The sequence below is a fragment of the Psychrobacter sp. I-STPA10 genome (assembly GCF_021012795.1).
GTDB lineage: Bacteria > Pseudomonadota > Gammaproteobacteria > Pseudomonadales > Moraxellaceae > Psychrobacter.
The window spans coordinates 157,180-180,186 of the sequence record NZ_VFYU01000001.1 but is presented as its reverse complement, the minus strand read 5'-3'; the positions used below and the strand labels follow the sequence as shown (position 1 = coordinate 180,186).

Genomic DNA, 23,007 nt, shown 5'->3' with positions numbered 1-23,007 from the left:
TAGGGGCATAAAAAGAGACAAATGCAGCAAATAAATAACGCAGTAAATACGATGACAAGATGACACTTATGCTAGGGTATGTATGTGATTTTTTATTTGATATTCTTTCATACTCAGTCACTTACTCTTGTCTTGTCTTAAATCTTAGGTACTATTATGCACCCTATCCTCAGCCACCTTACTCAGCTTGCCACTAACCTACAGTCGGTTTTTCAATACAGTACTAATAATAAAAATCTGGCTACATTGAACCTCACCACTTTTGCTATCAGTGCATTTACATTTGCACCATTAATACTGCTCAGTGGCTGTAGTAGCACACCCACAAAAACTACCACAGCCCCTACCCTACCTACCAAACCAATGGTTGCTTTGGTATTAGGCGGTGGCGGTGCAAAAGGGTTTGCTCATGTGGGTGTTATAAAATCACTAGAAGCTAATGGTATTCATCCAAATTTAATCGTTGGCAGCAGCGCAGGCAGTGTGGTGGGTAGTTTGTATGCCAGTGGCAAAACCGCAGCGCAGTTAGAGCAGATTGCCTTAACCACACAAGACAGTGATTTGGCTGACTTTACCTTATCTCATCAAGGCATCATTGAAGGTAATAAGCTCAAAGACTTTATTAACAATCAAGTGGGTGGACGCCGCATTGAGCAACTGCCAATACGCTTTGCTGCTGTCGCAACGGAAAAAAACAATCTCAAAAAAACGGTATTTACCCAAGGTAACACAGGGCTTATAGTGCAGGCATCAAGCAGTGTACCTGCGTTATTTATCGCCCCTCGTATTCCCGAAAAAGTGGGCAAAAAATACATCGATGGGGGAGTTAGCAGTTTGGTACCTGTCGATACTGCCAAAGCTTTGGGAGCAGATGTGATTATTGCGGTGGACTTATTGGACACAGCAGCGATTAATCAATCCACCCGTAAATCTACCCGCATTGATAGCAAACAGCGTAATATATGGAAGCTTATTGACCAAAACTATCATCAACAGACAACCAATGCTGATGCTAGTAGTAATAATGCTAAAAACAACTACAAAGCCGCAGAAATCAAACGCGCTGATGTGATTATCACACCTAATGTCAGTAGCTTTAGTGTGTTTGATACCATTCAGCGACAACAAATGATTGATGCAGGTGAGAAAGCTACCAAGCAGCAAATGTCCCAAATTAAACAAGCGATTGCAGCAGCACAGCCTCAATAAATAGATCAAAATGTTCAAATATATCAAAGTTATACTATACAAGATAAAAAAAGCCCTTCCTTGTAACAAGAAAGGGCTTTTTGGAAATGATTTAGGACATAAATAAAGACCGATATTTATTGCATAAACTCTAGCTCAAACACTTTTGAACTACCGCTGACCTCAAAACCAACCAATAGCAATGGCTTACCTGTAGGGGAGTCTTTTGCATCAACGAAGGTTAGACCCTCAGGACCGAAGTCTCCATCAGCATTCGCCTTTAATTTACCTTTTTTAGCATCTTTGAGCAGGTCATCATTAAAGGTGCGTGTATTTATCTCACCCAATAAGGATACTTTTTTAGGATCAGTAATATCAAATGCCATCACACTAGAAATACGCTCAAGCCCAATAAAAGCAATGGTCTGACTACCTACCTGTGCTAGAGTAACACCCTCTGGCTCAATGCCCTTATTATTACTACGACCATCAAACTTATTACTACTATTACTGGCATTAAAATTATTGGGATATTTTTTAGCAGTATATTTTGCCATTAAGCTACCACTATCATAGACAGGTTGGCTCATATTATCCATATCCCAAATGCTAAACGAGCGTGCACCAAAGCTATACAAATTCTCATAAACGCCATCGTGATTACTATCACCCATCACTGAAGAGAATTTAATCCGACCCAATGCAGCAGCATCCGCACAATCCATATTATGACACGCCGCCTTATTAAAATGGCTACTATCTACCTTGATATCAGCAAATCTCACTTCTTCGTCAAACTTACCCCATTCACGAGAATCACCTTCATTGGCAGTTACCAAGTAGTTTTTACCATTAACAGTATAAGTCGCAATGGCATCTGGCATATACATACCCATAATTGGCCAAGTGGTGATGTTAATCTTGTCATCTTTATTGCTGACATCAAGCTCATTCCCTGCAAGTGAGTGGTCTTTTGCACCCAATGCCTTAATATCCGTCACCGTCGCACTCTTAATATCAACTATAGCAATGGCATTATTTTCTTGTAGGCTCACATAAGCAGTTTTTCCATCTTTGGAAACAGCAATATACTCAGGTTCTAAATCTTGCGCCACACTACTCATCGTACCATCTGCCAGTTTGCCAAAAATACGTACGCCCGCTGCTTGTAGTTGCTGTTTTTGATTATTAAATGCAGTAAATGTTGCTGTCTGGACAATCGGACGCTTAATATCCATGATATTGATGATGCTAATTGAACCTTCAGGATCTACCTGATACATATCATCAGGCTCACCTTCATTGGCAACCAATACATAATTACCATCAGGGGTGAAGGTCACCATATCTGGCAATGCACCCACCTCGACTGTTTGTAATCGCTCCAGGCTATTGGCATCATAGATTACGACATATCCATTATCTGTCTTTACATTCGCCTGCACAGCCACTGCGACCATATCATTAAACACAGCCACACTATTGACCGTACTGCCAATATCCGACACATCTAAAGACTGCTGTAAAATAGGGGCATGAATATCTGCCAAACTAATGACATCAACTTTTTTGTTTTGGGCATTGACCACAAAACTACGTTTGCTGGCAGGATGATAAGCAATGATTTCTGCGGCAGATTCATCAAAGTCACCATGCACATAGCTACCTGCAGGGGTAAATTTAACACTTTGATAAGTAGATGTTGGCTCTGCTGTCTTAGTAGGATTACCAAGACCGCTATTATCGTTATTATTATTTTTGCAGCCCGTCATACCCATTGTAGACAGGGCTAATGTTGTCAATAATAAGGTTGATGCAAAATAAGAGACAGGTTTTTTTTGCAAAAAAATAGACATGGTTATCTTTCCTAGAGTCAATAAGTTTGATGGAGTCACTTACCATAATGCAACTTTATGACCACTTAATGAAAAACCAACCATGCCTAAATGTATAATTAAAACAACAAACTAAATACTATCGTACCACCGCCTGATATTTCACCACAGCAGTTTCACCCAAACCTAAGCCTTCAATATCCCAACGTAACGCTCGATAGTACTCCATAGGTACTTCTTGTAATTGACCACCAATTCTGCCACGTAATGGTACTGGAGCAAAAATTTGACCATCAACGCTTGCCAATGGAAACTCAGGAGAAATACTCCCTATAAGTGAAACTTCTTTAGGTATACTCATCGTCACTGTCATCTTACGCTGACGATCAGTACTGGTATTGGTAAAATGTCCTTGATACTCAATCACATTACCTTTTTGTAGCTGGGTGCTGGCAGTGACTGGTACCAACGCTTGCTGTCCGTTATCATCCATCGCCACCAAAAACGCCATGAGTTTAGTAGCCACTGCCGCATTACTTTGAACTGCTTGTGGGTCTGCTGTTTGCATCGTCGTTGCTTGTTGCACAACCGCAGCATTTTGGCTATTAGTAGGGGCATCAAGCTCTGGCTCTGGTGTTGGTAACATCGCAGAAGCTGAACCTAGTGTTACCAACGATAAAAAGGTAGCGCTTACTGTGGCTAATGCCAAGCGGCTCATCATAGCAAATTGAGATTTCGTAAATATATTATCAGTCATGATTATTATCCAGATTCTATCAATTCACAGCCACAACAGTGGTGGATGCAAACAAAGAAGTAAAAACAGAAGAAGTAAAATTGGCTAAATTTATGATCTAAACTTTAAAGTTGTCTATACATTATTTAAAAGGTTGGAATAATTTGTCCATGCATTATAACAGACTTGTTTTGCCAAATTGCTTCTATATATTGCCAGTATATGATGAAGACACTCATACCAATAAAAAGAACAACATCAATTATCATAAAAAGATAGCCCAATGTAGCAAATTTTGTTATCGTAAAAGTTTATATAATCGTATGCACATTGTTTCTCGCATTGTTTCTAATATTGTTTCTAATATTATTTTTCTTATCCACCTATTGATTATTGACGATTTCACCTATGACTGATAATGCTATGCCCCAAATTAATCCTGACTATGTTCATTGGTTTCGCAACTCTGCCCCCTATATTAACACTCATCGAGGCAAGACCTTTGTCATCATGTTTGGTGGAGAGGCAGTGAATCATCCAAACTTTAGCAACCTCATTCATGACTTTGCCCTATTACATAGCTTAGGAATTAAGCTGGTATTAGTACATGGCGCACGCCCGCAAATCGAAAAAAACTTAGCCGAACTTAATATAGAAACACCACTACATAATGACATTCGAGTCACCCCCCGCTCTGCCATGCCAGCCATACTAGAAGCTGTTGGTGCTATTCGTCTACAAATCGAAGCACAACTCTCTATGGGACTGGCAAACTCACCCATGTATGGCTCACGCATTGATGCCGTCTCTGGTAACTTTGTCACTGCCCGCCCTTATGGGGTGCGAGATGGTGTCGACTATCAGATGACAGGGGAAGTACGCTCTATTGATGTCGATGCCATCAAAAACAATCTGACACATAACCACATGGTAATATTGGGTTCAATGGGCTACTCTGCCACAGGTGAAATCTTTAATTTACTTGCCGAAGATGTGGCATTAAATGCGGCTGTTGCGCTGGAGGCAGATAAACTTATCTTCTTAGGCAGTGATGTTGGTATTAATGAAGAAGGGCGGCTGTTGCATGCGATGATACCCAATGAAGTCGATAGATTTTTACGTGGGCGAGACATCAATCGTGAAATTTACTATTTCTTGTACTGTGCTAGCCAAGCCTGTCGTCAAGGCATTCACCGTACCCATATCATCTCTTATGCCAAAGATGGTGCACTACTAGAAGAACTGTTTACTCGTGATGGCTCAGGCACACTGATCAGCCACGACCCTTATGAAGAAATTCGCCGCGCAAATATTGACGATGTGGTCGGACTGCTTGAACTACTAACCCCACTAGAAAAACAAGGTATCCTTGTACAACGCTCACAAGAGAGACTAGAACAAGAAATTGAGTTTTATAGTGTCATTGAGCGGGATGGCATGATTTTAGGCTGTGCTGCTCTATATCCCCTTGATGATGACAGTGCAGAAGTGGCTTCAGTTGCCGTACATCCAGATTATCGCAATGGCAGCCGTGGTGCTGACTTACTCGCATTTTTGGAGCAACAAGCACGCAGTCATGGACGTCACCAGTTATTTGCGCTCACCACCCGCACCGCACATTGGTTTGTTGAGCAAGGCTTTACCGAAGTCAGTGATGATCAGCTACCAGAAGCCCGTCGTGCCAGTTATCATAATGGCCGCAACTCAAAAATCTTCCAAAAGCTGCTATAACTAATAGCATCTACTCTTTACTTACATTAGCCTTGCACACAAAAGCCCTGTTAATATATTAACAGGGCTTTGATTTGGCAGATGTTATCTTAACTGATACTAAGAACACTAAAACTAAAAACCTATACTCAACTCAATATCAGTTAACTTATATCTTACTTAATTTTAAATTTTACTGACCAGGTGCTTTTGGCAACTCTGGATTAACTTTTAGCATCTCAACCGTGAAGATTAAAGTGCTATTAGGCTCAATCGCTGGATTGCCTGTCTCACCATAAGCAATATCAGCTGGAATATACAACTCATATTTGCCGCCTTCTTTCATCTGCTCAAGGCCTTCACTAAAGCCTGGAATCATATCTTTCACCGCAAAAATGGCGGGTTCACCACGTTCATAAGAACTATCAAACACCGTACCATCAATCAACTTGCCTTCATATTGTACTTGGACCAAATCATTCGCCGTTGGAGAAGGGCCTGTGCCTTGCTTTAATACTTTATACTGTAAGCCTGAGTCAGTGGTAACAACCCCTTCTTTTTTGGCATTTGCTGCTAAGTATTCAGCACCTGCTGTTTTATTTTTTTCAGCTTTTTCTTGCAGCTCTTTAGTAAACTCTGCTTCTTTTCTCTTTTGATAGCTGGTTAATACCTCTTCCATCTGCTCTTGGGTCAATGCAGCCTTTTTATCAGTATAACCATCACGAAAACCAGCATCAAATGTATCCAAATCTAAGTCATCAATAGCACCTTTATTACTCTGCGCCATCATATAACCCAAACTATAGCCGACTTTTTGTAGCTCCGTACTTTGCTCAGTAATGGCTGCACCATTTGCATTGTTTGTTGCAACAGTCGTTTTTTCCGTTGTATCGTTTTTTGCACTATTATCACTTGCACCATTGGCACAAGCAGTCGCAAAAACAGCTGTAGACAAACCTAGTACAAGTAGTCGAGCTGGGGTGATTTTTTTACTCATAGTTCTCTCTTTAAATGTCATTTGTGTTTGATAAAAAAAATTATAATCAATTCTAACTAAGATAGCCAGTATCATGTCAGCAGATTAATAATGCTGTCACATACTTTGAGATAATATATAACAATACAGTCTGCTTTGAGACATTCAGATACTCAAATCTTTGATGATTCATAATATCCATAGTCTATCCATAATAACCAGAACAGAACATTGAACAATGATAACTAAAATGGATATATTAACTTATTGCTACCTATTCTAATCATACTCCCATATATCAGAGTATTATAGTCAATCTACTACTACAAAATTGTTATTTCATTGCTGTTATTTTCAACATTACTGTCATATTAGCTAATTGTTTATAAATTATGAAAGTTTACAACACGAGATTTTTATACTTCTTATACCCATGCACATCAGTATGCCTACAACAAAATTTAAAAAGATAAAACGCATCATAAATATATATTATTTTTTCTACTAAGCAGGTGTTTTCTAGCATAGAAAGTATTATTAATGTAAACAAGATACAGTAATGTAACAATTAATCACATATTTTTGGCTTTATTTTAAACAATAGTGTTTATTATTTGCGTTAACTTCGTTAAAGTAGCGTTCGAAGCTGTCTATAATAATGCCAAATTATTTAGTTTTGCTTATAAATATGTATTTTAATGTAAAATAGATTCTATCTAACAAAGTATGACCTATTTTGTAATCTGTCTAAATGACAAAGTTAATCTAATTCATATAAACAAAGCATTATAAATTGATGGCAAAGTTGAACTTCATACCATAAAAACGCTCACTCATTAAGTTTATGGTACGCCTAGCATACTAATTTGCGTACCATCTACTCTTATACAGATACCCTAGTATCTAGATACTAGAACATCAGTAGGAATAGAAGACTTTTAAGTGAACATAATATTAATGACATTAAAATTACAGGAGAAACAACATGGATAACATGTTTGTTTGGGTTAATGGCTTTCTTGGAGGTCCTATAGGATCTATCATAGCGGCTATATTAATCTTTATTATTGGCTATTTAGTCGCATTAGGTATCAGTGGTTTGGTACGCAATATATTAGCACGCAGCAGTGTCAATCAACGTATGAATTCCTCAACCGGAAAAACATACGATATTGAAGGCATTTTATCTAAGATTGTTTTTTGGTTTATCTTTATCATGGCAATCTCTGGTGCTTTGAGCATGCTCAATCTCACTGCCATCTCTGCTCCATTTGCCAATATGATCAATCAAGTACTGTCCTTTATACCAACCCTAATCGGTGCAGCAATTATTGGAGTCATTGGTTGGGTTATTGCAACCATTGTACGCACCCTGATCAGCAAAGCGCTATCACAAACAACTTTAGATGAGCGTCTTAGCGCAGAAGTTGGCATACGCCCTATGAGTGATACGGTTGCTGATATCGTATATTGGTTTATCTTACTATTTGTCTTGACCATAGTATTGGGACAACTACATCTTGACGGTCTATTTGCACCATTGACCAACATGATTGATAAAATCCTCAACTTTATCCCCAATATCTTTATGGCATGTGTCATCTTTGGTGTGGGTTATATCGTTGCGAAGATTGTTCGTGGTATCGTTACCAATGTTGTTGCCAGCATCAATATCCAATCTGTTGCTGAACATATCGGCGTAAGTGATCATACCCGTATTGCCAACAGTGCTGGTATGTTAGCATTTTTGGTTATCATCATCTCTTCTATGATTGCTGCTTTAGATGCCTTAAACATTGAAGTGATTTCACGCCCTGCGACCAACATGCTTAACCAAATCATGTTAGCCATACCAAATATCATCGCTGCGGTTGCTATTTTAGGCATTACTTATTATGTCATTAAGTTTGTTGCAGAAATCATCAGTAACTTACTTGTAGATACTGGTATCAATGATCTGCCTGCGAAGGTTGGCTTACAAGAAGCCATGGGTACTCAGCTTCTATCTAATGTCATTGGCAAACTGATCATCTTCTTCACCATGCTATTTGCTCTTATTGAAGCAGCAAATCGTCTAGGTTTTGATCGTGTTAGTGACCTTATTACCCTATTTATCTCATTTGGTGCAGATATTATCCTTGGTGCTATCATTCTGTTCATCGGCTTTTGGCTTGCTAATATCATTGCAGGTATCGTTAAACGCTCAGAACAAGGTTCAGAATTTTTAGCCAATATCGTTCGTGTGCTAATCATGGGTCTGGTCTTAGCAATGGGTCTACGTGCAATGGGTATTGCAGACTCTATCGTTAACCTGGCCTTCGGTTTAACCTTAGGTGCGGTTGCGGTTGCTTTCGCTCTATCTTTTGGTCTTGGTGGTCGCGAAGCTGCTGCCCGTCTTCTACGTAAAATGCAAGATAAAGTAGAAGAAGAAAGTAAAAGCAAAAAATTAGATACTACTGGTCATACCACAGTCACTACTACTAATGAACCTACCCTATCTTCTACTGATGTATCTGCCAGCACATTAACTGCGACAGACAACAAAGTTGACAAAGATAATGGTCTATTTGACAGTGACTTATTAAAATAATCTGAAATATGAATATTGATTTTATCCAAATAAAAAAGGCAGCCTAGGCTGCCTTTTTTATTATCTTTTCTTTAATGACCAAAAAATTGTTGCTATTAAAATAGAAAGCAGCAAAGACACAACCTAGATTTTGATAATCCTACTAATATTTCATTTTAAAATTTAGTGAGGGTAACTTCACCTGATCAGCACCCTCTTTACCCTCTTTTTGCAAAGTTTCATCAGTTGGGTGATTACTATTTGGATTTAATGACAGCTTTGATTGGCTATTACCAACAGGCGTTTGATCCTTTGCTTGCGTCGTTTGTGTATCTGACTCTGACTGTTGCACCCGTAGCATATCAAGTTGTTCAGACAAAAAACGCTCTTTTTCAGTCATTGTATCAATGGTCTGAATAAACACATCCAAATCCATTACTGTCTCTTCCTCTGACTGCAAAAACTCCACACCCAAAATAACCACATGATGTAACTCAGGAATGGTGAGCCTATTGGCGATATCTTTGGCAATCTCTTGTAATCTTGGCTGTATACTAAGTCGAGAGTTTGTAGAGTTGGTTTCATTACCATAAAATATCATCATATAATGACGACCCAAACTTTCATACGAGTGTTGGTGTACCACATAACCACTCTTTTTCATCTCCTCTGGCTGTTTTGGATAAAGATATAATTCTTTAATCAATTCATATCTAGAAAATAAAGACTCAGCCAATAATTCTCTTATCCAAGAAAGAGAATTTTGTTGCTGCTTTTCTTCATCCTCTGCCATCACTGCCATTTGGGATGCTGTCTTAGCTTGTGCTGATGGCATTTCATAAATCGGGTACGTCGTTGCTTTGGGCAGTTGCAAATTCATTTGTAGACACAACTGTGTCCACAGTTTTGATGCCTCTGACATATGCTCATAAGACATTCGTGCCGTCGCACTATTGGGCTGCTGCGTACTTGCCATCGCTACCAAAATAGGATTGGGTTCTAATTTTAACTTATAATTGATTAAAGCATTATCAACAGTAATTGCTTTTTTAAAGATATCATGACTGGTCATAAAGTCTGCTAATAGCTCTTTTTCACTGGAAAATACCGTGGAACCAGTACGAATCGCTTGTTGCAGACAGATCTGATGGTATTCTAAAAAACGCCAAAGCTCACAAGGCGTTTGCAGTGTCGTTAACATATCTAACCAAACTACACGGCTAAACACATGCAAAATATGCTCTGTATCTGATAACTCAACAAAAAAATGTTCTTTGAAATACTTAGCACCAAACTCAGGAGCCAATCCTTTGGTTTGATCTCCTTTTGTCACCTTGACATCAATAACCAATACCGAGTGGCTAACTTCATGTTTGCTATGACTCAATCCAAATAATGCTTGGCGTATCTGTTGCTGCATTGTCTGTTTAATCACACGATTACAGGCTAAAAAGATATCCTGTTTTTTAATAGAGCCACTGGCCTTAATAGAAACTGTCTTTTTATACAAAGAAAGATGCCCATCAGGCAGATCATATTGCAATGTATCCGTTGCCGTATGGTCAGTTTGAAAATAACTTAACCAAGCTAATGGATCTGGATTTGCAGAAAGGGAGGACATAATAGACTCTTTTCATCTAAATATTAACTGAGGTAACGAATGACTTTCTAAACTAACTAAACTGTATCAAATAAATACCCTTGACTGCTATCAACCGTTCAATATTCAAACAAAGAGCAACATACTATAACCAATTCGACAATATAACATTCTTTCTATTTATAGATCTAAAGTTGTGTATCTAAAGCGAAAAATCTAAAGTCATAGTCCAATCATAGCCCTATTGTATACTAGAGTCATCTTAATACTAAAGTGAATATATAATGAATAATATAATTTTAATTACAACCAAGTCTTCTAACTTCCTGATTATAATTATATCGTTTTATCAGATAAAGCTAACAAGTTATATTAACATATAATAATAGATAACAAGTCTGAATCATCAGTTCACGCTTTTTTAGGCATACTTATGAGGATCTTTTATGCCTTTTATTTACTATACTATAATAATAAACTGATTATAGATATATGTTTTTAAAGATATTATTAATTAATATAATATCTTTAGCTGAACAAACAATGGCTACGCTTCACTAAAACCTATGACACCATTACAGATGAAATAAGCAAAGGACATATCATAATGAAACGCTTTAAAGAAAAAACAGTCATAATCACAGGTGCAGGCTCTGGTATTGGACGAGCCACTGCCATACGCTTTGCCAAAGAAGGCGCAAATGTAGTACTGGTTGGTAGAACACATGAAACACTAGAAGAAACCGTCAAACAATTCCCCCAAGATCATACATGGATACATACAGACAACCATCTGACAGTGATCTGTGATATCGGCGTACAAGCGCAAGTCCAAGAAATGGTACGTCAAGTCATTGAAAAATTTGGTAGCATTGATGTTGTGGTCAATAACGCAGGTCAAGCAGTACAAGGACGCATTACTGAGCTTACTACTGAGCAATGGCAATCTGCCATCAACATCAACTTAAATGGTACTTTTTATATGTGCCAAGCTGCCATGCCAGCCCTCATTAAAAGTAAAGGCAATATTATTAACGTCTCCTCAGTATCAGGTATGGGTGGCGACTGGAATATGGTAGCGTATAATGCGGCAAAAGCAGGTGTGTCTAATCTAACCCGTACATTAGCGCTGGATCATGGACGCGATGGTGTACGAGTCAATGCGGTCAACCCCAGCGTCACACGTACCAATATGACCACCAACATCCAAGAAAGTGATATCAAGACTGAGAAATTTTTAAATCGCTGTCCTTTGGGTAGAATTGCCACACCTGAGGACATCGCTGCTGCCATTACCTTTTTAGCAAGTACTGATGCAGCAATGATTACTGGGGTCAACCTACCTGTCGATGGCGGTGTCAGTGCATCCAGTGGACAGCCACAATTTTAGGTAAAAATTCAAACTAAAAATGGCTACTACTTAAAAGTTGCCACTTAAAAGAAGATACTTTTAATTTTAAAAGGGCACCTCACTCTCCCAATCCATCCAACTTTCTAGGCGGGGGTGTTTTAAGCGTAGCTTACGTGCATGCAGATTAAGCCTTGGTGCTAAAGCTAGCGCATCATCTTGGGCATAAATAGGATCACCAATCATCACATGCCCAAGATGCAGCATGTGTACTCTTAATTGATGACTGCGCCCTGTCACTGGATACAATGCCACTCTGGTGACAGGTTTGCCTTGGCGCAGCTCATGATGCAATACTTCATAGCGAGTCAACGCTTGCTTTTTCCAGTTCATATCAACGATATGCTTAGGTTTAGTTGTTGGCTCATAACGCACAGGTACATCAATCTCACCTTTTTTACCCACCACTTCCATAGTACCTATAACCACCGCTTCATAGATTTTTTGTGGTAAGCGGTTGATAAACTGTTTACTAATGTGAGTTTGTGCGGCGCCATTTTTGGCAAATATCATCACTCCTGAGGTATCCATATCCAAGCGATGAATGAGCTTAACCTCTGGATTCACCCGCTCAAGCCGTGTCAGTAAACTGACTTTTAGCTCTTTACCTTCAACACTCAGCAGCCCTGCGGGTTTATTGACCACCCAAATATCTTCATCTTCAAATAAAGTAATCTTGGAGGCAAAGTCTTGGAAGAATGCCTCAGAATACTGAGCTTCTTCATGATTCAGTTTTTCGATAATTTGTGCAGATAAAGACATATTGATACTATAGTAGTTAGTGAATAATTTATGGATAAAAATAGGTTGGTATTGTAGCATCAACCTAACTGATACCAATCATTAAACTTACTTAACGGCTAATAGACGCAATTTACTACCAGACAATGGTATGATAGAAACCATGTCTATATTGAAGTTACCAACTGACTTTTTTATCAACTGATATGTTGATTATTTAGTCAAATAGATTTTTTCTCTATTCATTCACTTAACATACTCAAGCAAAAAATACGGAGTTTTTTATGACAAATATCGTTAATACGACTGATGCCGACTTTGATCAAGATGTCCTACAATCTGACCTGCCTGTTTTAGTTGATTTTTGGGCAGCTTGGTGTGGACCTTGTAAAGCCATTGCCCCTACTTTAGAAGATTTAGCAAATGAATACGAAGGCAAAGTAAAAATTGTCAAAGTCGATGTTGATGCCAATCCACAAGCTGCTAGCCGATTTGGTATTCGTAATATTCCAACCTTGTTTGTCTTTAAAGAAGGTGAAAAAGTAGATGCCATCACAGGTCTACAGCCCAAAGCAGAACTTGTTAAAGTATTAGAAAAGCATCTCTAAACTTTGAACAACATGACTTATCAAACTAAGATCTAACCATAAAAATTGTTTAATTTTTAGCCATTATTTGTTTAAAACAATAAATAATGGCTTTTTTTACCATTTTTGTAGCAAAAATTTATAAAATATATTGACAACACAATAGCCTTCACCGTATAGTTTCTTTAAAAGAGAAACTCATAAGCTTCCTAAAGCAATAAAATAGTTATTCTGGTCTTTTATTGTAGTCATTTTCTCTCACTTTAATATGTATGACTTATTGTGTAGTTGCCTATCATCATTGATGTTATTGTAATTTTGATACACTAATATATATATTATGAGACAATAGACTCTATTGTAATACTGTATATCCTATTGTTAGCTCCTGTCATAATTTTACTGACTCTATTCGTTCATCTTATCCAGATGCAACGCTTTCACTTCTTTATTTACCATCATGGCGACATAACGTCAAATGATGACCGATGAACTGTAAACGATTTACCTATGAATCTTACCGAACTTAAGAAAAAATCAATCGCTGAACTACTCGCTATCGCTAAAGAAATGGGTCTAGATAATATGGCACGTAGCCGTAAGCAAGACATTATCTTTGCGATATTAAAAACCCATGCAAAAAATGGTGAGGCCATTTATGGAGATGGTGTACTTGAAGTACTACCTGATGGATTTGGTTTCTTACGCTCTTCTGAAGGGTCTTATTTGGCAGGGCCTGACGACATATATGTCAGTCCAAGTCAGATACGCCGCTTTAGTTTAAAAACAGGTGACTCGATTGCAGGTACCATTCGTCCACCCAAAGACTCTGAACGTTATTTTGCCCTACTAAAAGTTGGTGAAATTAATTTTGATACCCCTGATCGCTCCCGTCATAAATTAATCTTTGAAAACTTAACTCCGCTTTTTCCTACCGAGCAACTCAAATTGGAAAGTGGTAATGGTACAACCGAAGATTTGACAGGTCGCATGATTGATCTGATTGCACCAATTGGTAAAGGGCAACGCTCGATTATTGTGGCACCACCAAAGGCAGGTAAAACGGTGTTACTACAAAGTATTGCTACTGCCATCACTCGCAACAATCCAGAATGTTACCTTATCGTGCTTCTTATTGATGAACGCCCTGAAGAAGTAACCGAAATGCAACGTACTGTGCGTGGTGAAGTCGTTGCTTCCACTTTTGATGAGCCACCTCAGCGTCACGTACAAGTTGCCGAGATGGTCATCGAAAAGGCAAAACGTCTTGTCGAGCACAAACAAGATGTGGTCATTTTACTCGACTCTATTACTCGTTTGGCACGTGCCTATAACACCGTGATTCCCTCCTCTGGTAAAGTACTAACAGGTGGGGTTGATGCCAATGCACTAGGACAACCCAAACGCTTCTTTGGTGCTGCCCGTAATATCGAAGAAGGTGGTAGCCTTACCATCATCTCTACGGCTTTAATTGATACGGGTAGTAAAATGGACAGCGTCATCTTTGAAGAATTTAAAGGCACAGGTAACCAAGAGATTACCCTAGAGCGTGACTTAGCAGAAAAACGAGTCTTCCCAGCCATTAATATCAAAAAATCAGGCACGCGCCGTGAAGAACGTCTGCTAGATGAAGACACACTACGTAAGGTATGGATTTTACGTAAGCTATTACAACCAATGGATGGCGTACAAGCCACTGAATTCTTGCTTGATCGTCTAAAAGATGCCAAAACCAATGATGATTTCTTTGATCAAATGAAACGAAAATCACAAAACTAATCACCTTATACCTTTCTTTAAAAAACCTTGCACAATAAAAAAGACTGCCAATATGCAGTCTTTTTTATGCTTTCGCTATGATAATTTTAAACACATATCTACGAGATTTTTAGCTAAATGTATCACACGCCTCAATTTTTCCAGATTTTAATCCACGAGTGAACCACTCTACCCGCTGCTGACTGGTACCATGCGTAAAGTTGTCAGGAACGACTGCACGCCCACTTGCCTTCGCTAAGCGATCATCTCCAATCTGCCCTGCGGCGTTAATCGCCTCTTGTATATCTCCCTCTTCCAAAAATTGCACCCGCTGTTGGTTACGATTGGTCCAAACACCAGCAAAACAGTCTGCTTGTAGCTCTTGACGTACAGATAACTGATTACCTTGTGCTGTTGACAAACGCTGCCGTGCTTGATTTACCTTCTGTGAGATTCCCAATAAGGTCTGCACATGATGTCCTACCTCATGTGCAATGACATAGGCTTGGGCAAAATCACCTGCCTTACCTTGGTTTTGCGCATCTCCTGAACCTTGAATATCACCAGAAATACCCAAGTTTTGGCGCATTTCTTGGAAAAATGATGTATCTAAATAAACGGTACGATCAGCAGGGCAATAAAAAGGCCCTGTCGCTGCGGTCGCACTACCACAAGCTGAGTTTACTGTACCATTGAAAAGTCGCATTTGTGGTTCTTCATAAACCCGACCATCTTCTTGAAATATTTGCCCCCAAACGGCCTCTGTATCAGCAAGGACAACGGATGCAAACTGAGCATCTCGATCATTTTCATCAATAGGCTGGGTAGTATTACCACCCCCACCTGCGGTTATAGACTGTCCTGTTTGCATCGCTGTCATTGGATTGACATCAAAAACCAGCCAAAGTATCAATCCAATAATAATGCCACCGATACCACCACCCACCACTTTACCACCACTCATACGCACGTTTGAGCTGCCACGTCTATCTTGCCATTTCATAGCATCATCCTATTATTTACAACGTATATTTATCCACAACCATCATGACAATACAAGGCAACGCAATCGCAATGACGTCACCGCAAAAATTTGATGGTTTTCTTTGAACTATATTATTGACAAGTTAGACCATATAAAGCCATATAATTCCTGTAATAATTGATTTTTTTACAATATGAAAATTTTTAACGTATCTTTATAAAACATTTTGGTTAATTATTGTATCAGAACTTTATCTTGTCATATTTTTACTATACAATCGCATCGTATTCTGACTGTGTAATTAAAAGCCATTAATTGTATGCTACTAAACGCTTATTTTTAGCTAGCTTTTTCAATTTGTCAGTGTTATATCTCATATATAAGGAGTTATCTTATGAAACTTAGAACTATGGTACTATCGGGTTTATTTGCTGCTACTATGGGCATGGGTCTTACTGCTTGTGACAGCAAAAAAGAAAATGCAGTTGAAGACATCAATGATGCACAAGAAGAGTTGCAAGACGCTCAACAAGAAATCCAAGAAGCACAAGCTGATGGTCAACCAGTTGCTGATGAAGCTGCTGCACTAGCAGATGCACAAGATGCTGCTAACCAAGCTGAACAAGCTGTTGCTTCTGGTGATGCTGAAGCTTTAGAAGAATCTAATAATATTGCTACTAGCGATGCAGATGCTGCTGCTAATGCTGCCATGGCAACTGCTGATGCTCCTGATGACGTTGTTGTTGTAGAAGAAACTACTACTACTAACTAATCTGCTGATATAGTTTACAATATAGTGATGACACAGTATGTAAAAAAGAGAGCTTAAGCTCTCTTTTTTTATGATCCTACTTTTAGTATTTCATAAATGATCAACCTCTGTTTATCACTTATTTATTTGCTACTGTATGGCATTGACTTTTTGGCGGAATTTTTGTCCCGCTTTAAACGTCACTACCCGTCTTGCCTGTACTGGTACTTCTTCACCTGTTTTTGGATTGCGTCCTGGGCGACTTTTTTTGTCTTTTAGCTCAAAATTGCCAAAACCAGAGAGCTTGACCTCTTTGCCTTGTATCAAGCTATCTGATAGCTCATTAAAAAAACTGTCTACTATCAACCTTCCTTGCTGTCGGGTTAATCCCAGTTGTTTTACCACATGATCCACCATGTCCGCTTTTGTCAACGTCCTCATAGTTTACCTTCCTCTTTCATATTATTTATGATTAATTAAATTATTTTAATATTTCTGGCTAATAATCAAGCAAAATGATATTCACAATATTAATATGTGCATACAAAAATAAAACTCATTATCCATCTCGCAACTGTGCGCCATGACGGCTTTGTAGTGCCGCAATCACTTGATCCATTGCCGTTTTGACATCATCATCTGATAATGTCTGTGTTGAATCTTGCCATATTAATGCAAACGCGAGGGATCGAATACCTTCAGCGGTATGTTCTCCCTGATAAACATCAAATAACCAATGTTGATTCAGTAACTTGCCCCCTACTTCTTGTATTGTATCTGACAATGTTTGAATCTCAATATTTGCATCAACTAGCAATGCAATATCGCGACGAATTTGGGGGAATTTACTGGGAGTTTTGATTGCATGACTTTGTCGTAACAAGCTCAATAAAGGACTCAAAGATAACTGAGCTACCCATGTGGCTGGTAAATCCAGTTTCTTTGCTACAGTTGGATGCAGTTGTCCAAGCCAACCAACCACTTCACCATCTATAAGCATATCAGCACTTTGTCCAGGGTGCAAAAATGCCAACTGACTGCGGCGATAGCTGAGTTGTTTTTTGTCAATATGCACAGGAATTAACTGCTCAACATCATGTTTGAGATCAAAAAAGTCCATTACATGATTGTCATAAGCCTGCTCTGGATTGACTGTACCTGTGGCAACCAAAGCAATGCTAGGCGTTTGTACCAATTCACTGACATTTGCCCCAACAAAGCTAAGCCCTGTCTCAAAAAAACGCACTCGGGGCTGTTGGCGGTTTAAGTTATATTGCACACATGGTAAAAGACTGGACAATAAAGTGCGGCGCATCACTGCCAAATCAGCCGAGATGGGATTTGCTAAAGGCAATAACTGCCCTAACGCTTCATCTTCAAGTAATGCCTCAAGTTTTGCATCACTAAAACTAAAGCTCACAGCCTCCATATAACCCGCTTCTACCAATGCCAATTTTAAGCGCATGGTTAAGTCAGCCGTATCATCATAGCGCATATCTACTTGCAAGCTAGGACGCAGACTTGGCAAGTTATCATAGCCATAAACTCGGGCAACTTCCTCTACCAAGTCTTCAGCAATACTCAAATCAAATCGCCATGAAGGTGGTATGCAGACAAACTGCTCACCTTGATCTTCAACAACCAGTCCTAAACGAGTTAAAATACCTTCAATCGTTGCCTGATCAATATCAATACCAATGACGTCATTAACTTTATTTTTTGCCAATTTAATGGCAGAGCGGTTAGGTAGTTGTTGTGTATTTTCAACCACCGTCACCTCACCTGCTTGACCCTGTGCAATATCTGTCAATAAACCAACTGCACGTTGTAAAGCCAGTTCAGGCAGTTCAAAATCCACACCACGCTCAAAACGCTGTGAAGCATCGGTATGTAAGCCAAAACGACGGGCCTTGCCTGCGACTGCTAAAGGGGCAAAAAAAGCACTTTCTAGTACAATATTGGTGGTACTATCGCTCACACTACTGCGTAGTCCACCCATAATACCTGCCAATGCCAAGATACCTTCATCATCAGCAATGACCAATTCATCACCTTGCAAAATGATGTTTTGTTCATTTAATAACTGTAATTGCTCACCTTGATTTGCCAAGCGCACCACAATATCGCCAACAATTTTGTCAGCATCAAAAGCATGTAGGGGCTGACCAAGCTCAAGTAATACATAGTTAGTCACATCCACCAAGAAGTTATGTGAACGTAGTCCTGATTGTAACAGCGCATCTAACATCCATTTAGGCGTCACAATGTCACGATTTATATTACTAACAGGTTGAGCAAAGTAACGTGGACACTGTTCATCTGCCTGTACTTTTACTGCTTGCTTAGCGGCAGTTGTGATTTGTACTGGCTCAATATCTGGTGTATTCCAGTCCATTTCGTTAACTACTGCCAGCTCTCGAGCAATACCACGCACACTAAAACAGTCACCACGATTCGGGGTAATTGAGATATCAAAAACCTGATTATCCAAGCCTAAATATTCTCGAATATCAGTACCAACTGGTGCAGTCTCTGGTAGCTCTAACAAGCCATCAATGACATCAGGCAAGTCAATCTCTGATGCACCACATAGCATACCTTGTGATTCCACACCGCGTAGTTTGCTTTTTTTGATCTTAAAGCCTTTGCCATCATCGGTTGGCAATACCGCACCAATGGTCGCTACAGGTGCTTTCATGCCAACACGTACATTAGGAGCGCCACACACAATTTGTAGTGGCACATCTGCTGCCACATCAACACTGGTAATGCGCAATTTATCGGCATCAGGATGCGGCTCAACTGTTATTACCTCTCCTACCACTACCCCTGAACACGGCTTAGCAAGGGCATAACGATCATCAATTTCCAAGCCAAGCATGGTCAATTGTTCACCAAGTGCTTCACTATTTAAATTTGGGTTTACCCATTGGCGCAACCACTGCTCACTGATCTTCATAGTATTCTCAAAATTTTATAAGTGATTCATTAAAATAATAATTTTCTATAAGTTATCTGCCTATGCCACTGACTATACTGTTGATTGGTTATGGACTTTGGCAATAGACTTGATGAATTACTAACCAAATTGGCGTAAAAAACGCACATCATTTTGGAAGAATAAACGTAAATCATCAATGCCATAGTACAACATAGCAAACCGCTCAATACCCATACCAAAGGCAAAACCTGTATATTGTTCAGGATCAATATCACAGTTTTTTAGCACTTGTGGGTGTACCATACCGCAGCCCATTACCTCAAGCCACTTACCATTATCTGCCAAAATATCAACTTCTGCAGAAGGCTCAGTAAATGGGAAGAAAGACGGACGGAAACGAACGGTTAACTCTTTGGCAAAAAAAGCATTTAAAAACTCAATAATCAAGCCTTTTAGCTCAGCGAATGTGGTGCGTTCAGTCACCATCAGACCCTCTAACTGATGAAACATGGGCGAATGCGTCTGATCAGAGTCACAACGATACACCCGCCCCGGACAAATAATACGAATGGGCGGTTGATTATCTTTCATGGTACGGATTTGTACAGGGCTGGTATGTGTGCGCAATAAGTAATGTGCATCAAAGTAAAAAGTATCGTGCATCGCACGCGCAGGATGATGCTCTGGGATATTTAAAGCCTCAAAATTATAATAGTCATGCTCTACTTCAGGGCCTGTGGCAACATTAAAGCCTGCCTGCATAAAAAACTGCTGCATACGCTGAGTGGTCATGGTAATTGGATGCAACTGACCTTTTTGCTGACCTCTTGCAGGTAAGGTTATGTCCACTTGCTCAGCAGCCAGCTTAGCATTGAGAGCTTGGTCGTCTAATATTTGCTGCTGCATAGCAAGCTTATCTTGTATGCGTGTACGTACTTCATGTAGCCACGCACCATAACGCTTTTTATCATCAGCATCTAGCTTGCCCATCTGTTTTGACCAGCTTGTCAACGCACTTTTTTTACCTGTTAATAACACTCTTAACTGCTGTAAATCTGCCACTGTTTGTATGTTATGAATCGCCTCTTCGGCTGCGGTTGCATACCCTTGTAGCTGATCAGAATCTAATGTGCTTAATGTCTCAGACATGGGCGGTAGGTTTGCTACCATATCCATCGGAGTAGAAGAAACAGCGTTATGGCTCATAAAAAAATACTCTCAAATTTTACATCTTAAAAAGCATGCTTATAAAATACATTAAAAAACTTACTCAACAGACTCTAAATTCTAAATTTAACTCATTTTCAGTGGTCAAGCACTTAAATACAATCAATACAGCGACTGACTGAAACATTATAATAGTAAATAATTGTAAAGATTTGGCTAAATAATGCAAATAATTTACAACAGGCTCCCGATAATTTTATCAAACTAGCAAGCACCTAACTTTCTACTAAGATAATCGACTTATAATCATTTCACCACAAGACAAACAAGCGCAGCGACCATTGAATTAATATATATAAATATAATGGATACTGTAGTGGCTTTATGATTAGCAGATCATATCTTTATTTATACTAACCCAATGACACACAAAAAAGCCATCGCTAAACGATGGCTAAATTGTCTTAATCAATTATTCATAACTGAAGATTAAGCTAATGCTTCTTTTGCTTTTTCGGTCAATACAGTGAAAGTTGCTGCATCATGCATGGCAATGTCAGCCAAAACACGACGATCAATTTCAATGTTTGATTTTTTTAAACCATTAATAAAACGGCTATAGCTTAGACCATTTTGACGTGCGCCAGCATTGATACGCGCAATCCAAAGACGGCGGAACGAACGCTTTTTATTACGACGGTCACGGTAAGCATATTGACCAGCTTTGGTAACGGCTTGTACTGCTACACGAAAAACACGTGAGCGAGCACCATAATAACCTTTTGCACGTTTTAAGATTTTTTTGTGACGGCGACTTGCCTGTACACCACGTTTTACACGAGCCATAAATTACTCCTAATTAGAAAAATGTCGTCAATTGTGTGAGTTTAAAGGTAAGGACACATACGGCGAACCGCAGCTACATCAGAGATGTGTACTAACTTTGTGCCACGTAATTGGCGAATACGCTTAGGAGACTTTTTGGTCAGAATGTGACGTTTGTATGCCTGCTTACGTTTAAAGCCATTAGCAGTCTTTTTAAAACGCTTGGCTGCGCCACGTTTGGTTTTGATCTTGTTCTTCATAGAAAGCCTCTTTCTCTTATTGTCTTAACCTTAGCCATATTGCTGATATCATCTCAGTTTACACAACAGACAATATTGGTTAGACAGGATTTTAAGAACCTGTTTGTCAGTAAGTAGTATTAAACTATATAATAAAGTTGATTAATAATCTTATTTATCAATGATTAATATATTTACTGCCTAGAGGTGGGAGGCATACTCTAACAAAATTTTATCATTCATGCCACCATTTTTTATACGAATTTTATACGAATACTATGGTAGTTAACTGTGTATCATTATACATGGCAAAAATGAGCTAATATTTAATACACCCTAGTATGATACGTTTAGATATTGATATACTGACGGCTGCCATGGGGCATGAGTATTTTCTACACCACAAATGATTATAAGTAATACTTGCAGGAAGCTTTACTCGGAGAAAACCATGAATCAAACCACAGATATTATAATAGATGAACGAATTTTTATTTTTGAGACGGTGATGCGGGTGCGTAGTACAGAGACTGATTTTGGTCAATATATGTCTATACAAGCCTTAAGCACCAACTTTATCGAGGCGATGAAACGTTTTTTTTATTCTCGAGGTATTAAAGACATTAACACTGATTATCAAGGATTAGTCGTTAATAATATGACCATATCAAGCATAAGCTTTGTCCGCGCTCGTGAGGAATTATTATATGAAGTGGGCGTCAGTGATTTAGCGGCAGAGACTGGCAACATCGTTATCAAAGTTTCACGTATGTTTGATACATCCATCGTTGCCAAAGCCAGCATGCAGTTTGCCAATTATGATTATCGACTCAATCAACTAATCCCATTAAGTCAAACCATCATAGATGCTTTAGATACCCAACCTTTTATAGAAGACCCTGATGGTATCCTACCATAAAGCAAGTGAAGCAAAATCAGTAAAAAAACAGAACAAAAGGTTATTAAATATACCGTCATGGTAATGTATCAA

The 23,007-nt window shown here is 39.0% G+C and carries 19 protein-coding genes; 8 read left to right on the top strand and 11 right to left on the bottom strand.

Annotated features, from left to right (window positions below):
• Window positions 1-156 precede the first annotated feature (156 nt).
• Complete coding sequence (locus FHK89_RS00775; protein ID WP_230655755.1) at window positions 157-1,209, top strand: patatin-like phospholipase family protein; 1,053 nt, start codon at window positions 157-159, stop codon at window positions 1,207-1,209.
• Between the two features lie 116 nt (window positions 1,210-1,325).
• Here the strand turns inward: FHK89_RS00775 and FHK89_RS00770 are convergent, their stop codons facing one another.
• Both FHK89_RS00770 and FHK89_RS00765 read right to left on the bottom strand, forming a co-directional pair.
• Window positions 1,326-3,044, bottom strand: a complete 1,719-nt coding sequence (locus FHK89_RS00770; RefSeq protein WP_230655754.1) for a choice-of-anchor I family protein — start codon at window positions 3,042-3,044, stop codon at window positions 1,326-1,328.
• A 118-nt stretch (window positions 3,045-3,162) separates the two neighbouring features.
• On the bottom strand, window positions 3,163-3,780 hold the full coding sequence (locus tag FHK89_RS00765) for a hypothetical protein (protein WP_230655753.1): 618 nt from the start codon (window positions 3,778-3,780) through the stop codon (window positions 3,163-3,165).
• 387 nt (window positions 3,781-4,167) lie between these two features.
• Between FHK89_RS00765 and argA the strand changes: the two genes are divergently transcribed.
• Window positions 4,168-5,490, top strand: a complete 1,323-nt coding sequence (gene argA, locus FHK89_RS00760) for an amino-acid N-acetyltransferase (protein ID WP_230655752.1) — start codon at window positions 4,168-4,170, stop codon at window positions 5,488-5,490.
• 172 nt (window positions 5,491-5,662) lie between these two features.
• Here argA and FHK89_RS00755 read toward each other — a convergent pair whose 3' ends face one another.
• On the bottom strand, window positions 5,663-6,466 hold the full coding sequence (locus FHK89_RS00755) for an FKBP-type peptidyl-prolyl cis-trans isomerase (RefSeq protein ID WP_230655751.1): 804 nt from the start codon (window positions 6,464-6,466) through the stop codon (window positions 5,663-5,665).
• 964 nt (window positions 6,467-7,430) lie between these two features.
• On the opposite strand from FHK89_RS00755, the gene FHK89_RS00750 reads away from it, so the two are divergent.
• Window positions 7,431-9,035: a mechanosensitive ion channel gene (locus tag FHK89_RS00750; protein WP_230655750.1), complete on the top strand. Its 1,605-nt coding sequence runs from the start codon at window positions 7,431-7,433 to the stop codon at window positions 9,033-9,035.
• A 142-nt stretch (window positions 9,036-9,177) separates the two neighbouring features.
• On the opposite strand, the gene FHK89_RS00745 is transcribed toward FHK89_RS00750, so the two are convergent.
• On the bottom strand, window positions 9,178-10,635 hold the full coding sequence (locus tag FHK89_RS00745) for a hypothetical protein (RefSeq protein WP_230655749.1): 1,458 nt from the start codon (window positions 10,633-10,635) through the stop codon (window positions 9,178-9,180).
• Between the two features lie 586 nt (window positions 10,636-11,221).
• Here FHK89_RS00745 and FHK89_RS00740 point away from each other — a divergent pair.
• The gene (locus FHK89_RS00740) at window positions 11,222-12,004 is read left to right on the top strand and encodes an SDR family NAD(P)-dependent oxidoreductase (RefSeq protein ID WP_230655748.1); all 783 of its coding nucleotides are present in this window, start codon (window positions 11,222-11,224) and stop codon (window positions 12,002-12,004) included.
• Between the two features lie 66 nt (window positions 12,005-12,070).
• Here FHK89_RS00740 and FHK89_RS00735 read toward each other — a convergent pair whose 3' ends face one another.
• Complete coding sequence (locus FHK89_RS00735) at window positions 12,071-12,784, bottom strand: RluA family pseudouridine synthase (RefSeq protein WP_230655747.1); 714 nt, start codon at window positions 12,782-12,784, stop codon at window positions 12,071-12,073.
• A 263-nt stretch (window positions 12,785-13,047) separates the two neighbouring features.
• On the opposite strand from FHK89_RS00735, the gene trxA reads away from it, so the two are divergent.
• Both trxA and rho read left to right on the top strand, forming a co-directional pair.
• The gene (gene trxA / locus FHK89_RS00730) at window positions 13,048-13,371 is read left to right on the top strand and encodes a thioredoxin (protein WP_230655746.1); all 324 of its coding nucleotides are present in this window, start codon (window positions 13,048-13,050) and stop codon (window positions 13,369-13,371) included.
• Between the two features lie 489 nt (window positions 13,372-13,860).
• On the top strand, window positions 13,861-15,129 hold the full coding sequence (gene rho, locus FHK89_RS00725) for a transcription termination factor Rho (RefSeq protein ID WP_230655745.1): 1,269 nt from the start codon (window positions 13,861-13,863) through the stop codon (window positions 15,127-15,129).
• A gap of 109 nt (window positions 15,130-15,238) precedes the next feature.
• On the opposite strand, the gene ypfJ is transcribed toward rho, so the two are convergent.
• The gene (gene ypfJ, locus FHK89_RS00720; protein WP_230655744.1) at window positions 15,239-16,111 is read right to left on the bottom strand and encodes a KPN_02809 family neutral zinc metallopeptidase; all 873 of its coding nucleotides are present in this window, start codon (window positions 16,109-16,111) and stop codon (window positions 15,239-15,241) included.
• A 376-nt stretch (window positions 16,112-16,487) separates the two neighbouring features.
• Between ypfJ and FHK89_RS00715 the strand changes: the two genes are divergently transcribed.
• Window positions 16,488-16,865, top strand: coding sequence for a hypothetical protein (locus FHK89_RS00715; RefSeq protein ID WP_230655743.1), 378 nt, complete (start codon window positions 16,488-16,490; stop codon window positions 16,863-16,865).
• Window positions 16,866-16,994: 129 nt separating this feature from the next.
• On the opposite strand, the gene FHK89_RS00710 is transcribed toward FHK89_RS00715, so the two are convergent.
• The 5 genes from FHK89_RS00710 to rpmI all read right to left on the bottom strand — a co-directional run bounded on the left by FHK89_RS00710 (window position 16,995) and on the right by rpmI (window position 22,037).
• Complete coding sequence (locus FHK89_RS00710; RefSeq protein WP_230655742.1) at window positions 16,995-17,285, bottom strand: integration host factor subunit alpha; 291 nt, start codon at window positions 17,283-17,285, stop codon at window positions 16,995-16,997.
• A gap of 118 nt (window positions 17,286-17,403) precedes the next feature.
• On the bottom strand, window positions 17,404-19,803 hold the full coding sequence (gene pheT / locus FHK89_RS00705; protein ID WP_230655741.1) for a phenylalanine--tRNA ligase subunit beta: 2,400 nt from the start codon (window positions 19,801-19,803) through the stop codon (window positions 17,404-17,406).
• A 120-nt stretch (window positions 19,804-19,923) separates the two neighbouring features.
• On the bottom strand, window positions 19,924-20,955 hold the full coding sequence (gene pheS, locus FHK89_RS00700; protein ID WP_442966540.1) for a phenylalanine--tRNA ligase subunit alpha: 1,032 nt from the start codon (window positions 20,953-20,955) through the stop codon (window positions 19,924-19,926).
• Between the two features lie 486 nt (window positions 20,956-21,441).
• Window positions 21,442-21,798 (bottom strand): 50S ribosomal protein L20, encoded by a 357-nt coding sequence (rplT, locus tag FHK89_RS00695; protein ID WP_230655740.1) that lies wholly within the window; start codon window positions 21,796-21,798, stop codon window positions 21,442-21,444.
• A 41-nt stretch (window positions 21,799-21,839) separates the two neighbouring features.
• Window positions 21,840-22,037, bottom strand: a complete 198-nt coding sequence (rpmI, locus tag FHK89_RS00690) for a 50S ribosomal protein L35 (protein WP_230655739.1) — start codon at window positions 22,035-22,037, stop codon at window positions 21,840-21,842.
• A gap of 430 nt (window positions 22,038-22,467) precedes the next feature.
• Here rpmI and FHK89_RS00685 point away from each other — a divergent pair, with 430 nt between their 5' ends.
• Complete coding sequence (locus FHK89_RS00685) at window positions 22,468-22,935, top strand: thioesterase (protein ID WP_230655738.1); 468 nt, start codon at window positions 22,468-22,470, stop codon at window positions 22,933-22,935.
• Window positions 22,936-23,007: the final 72 nt, after the last annotated feature.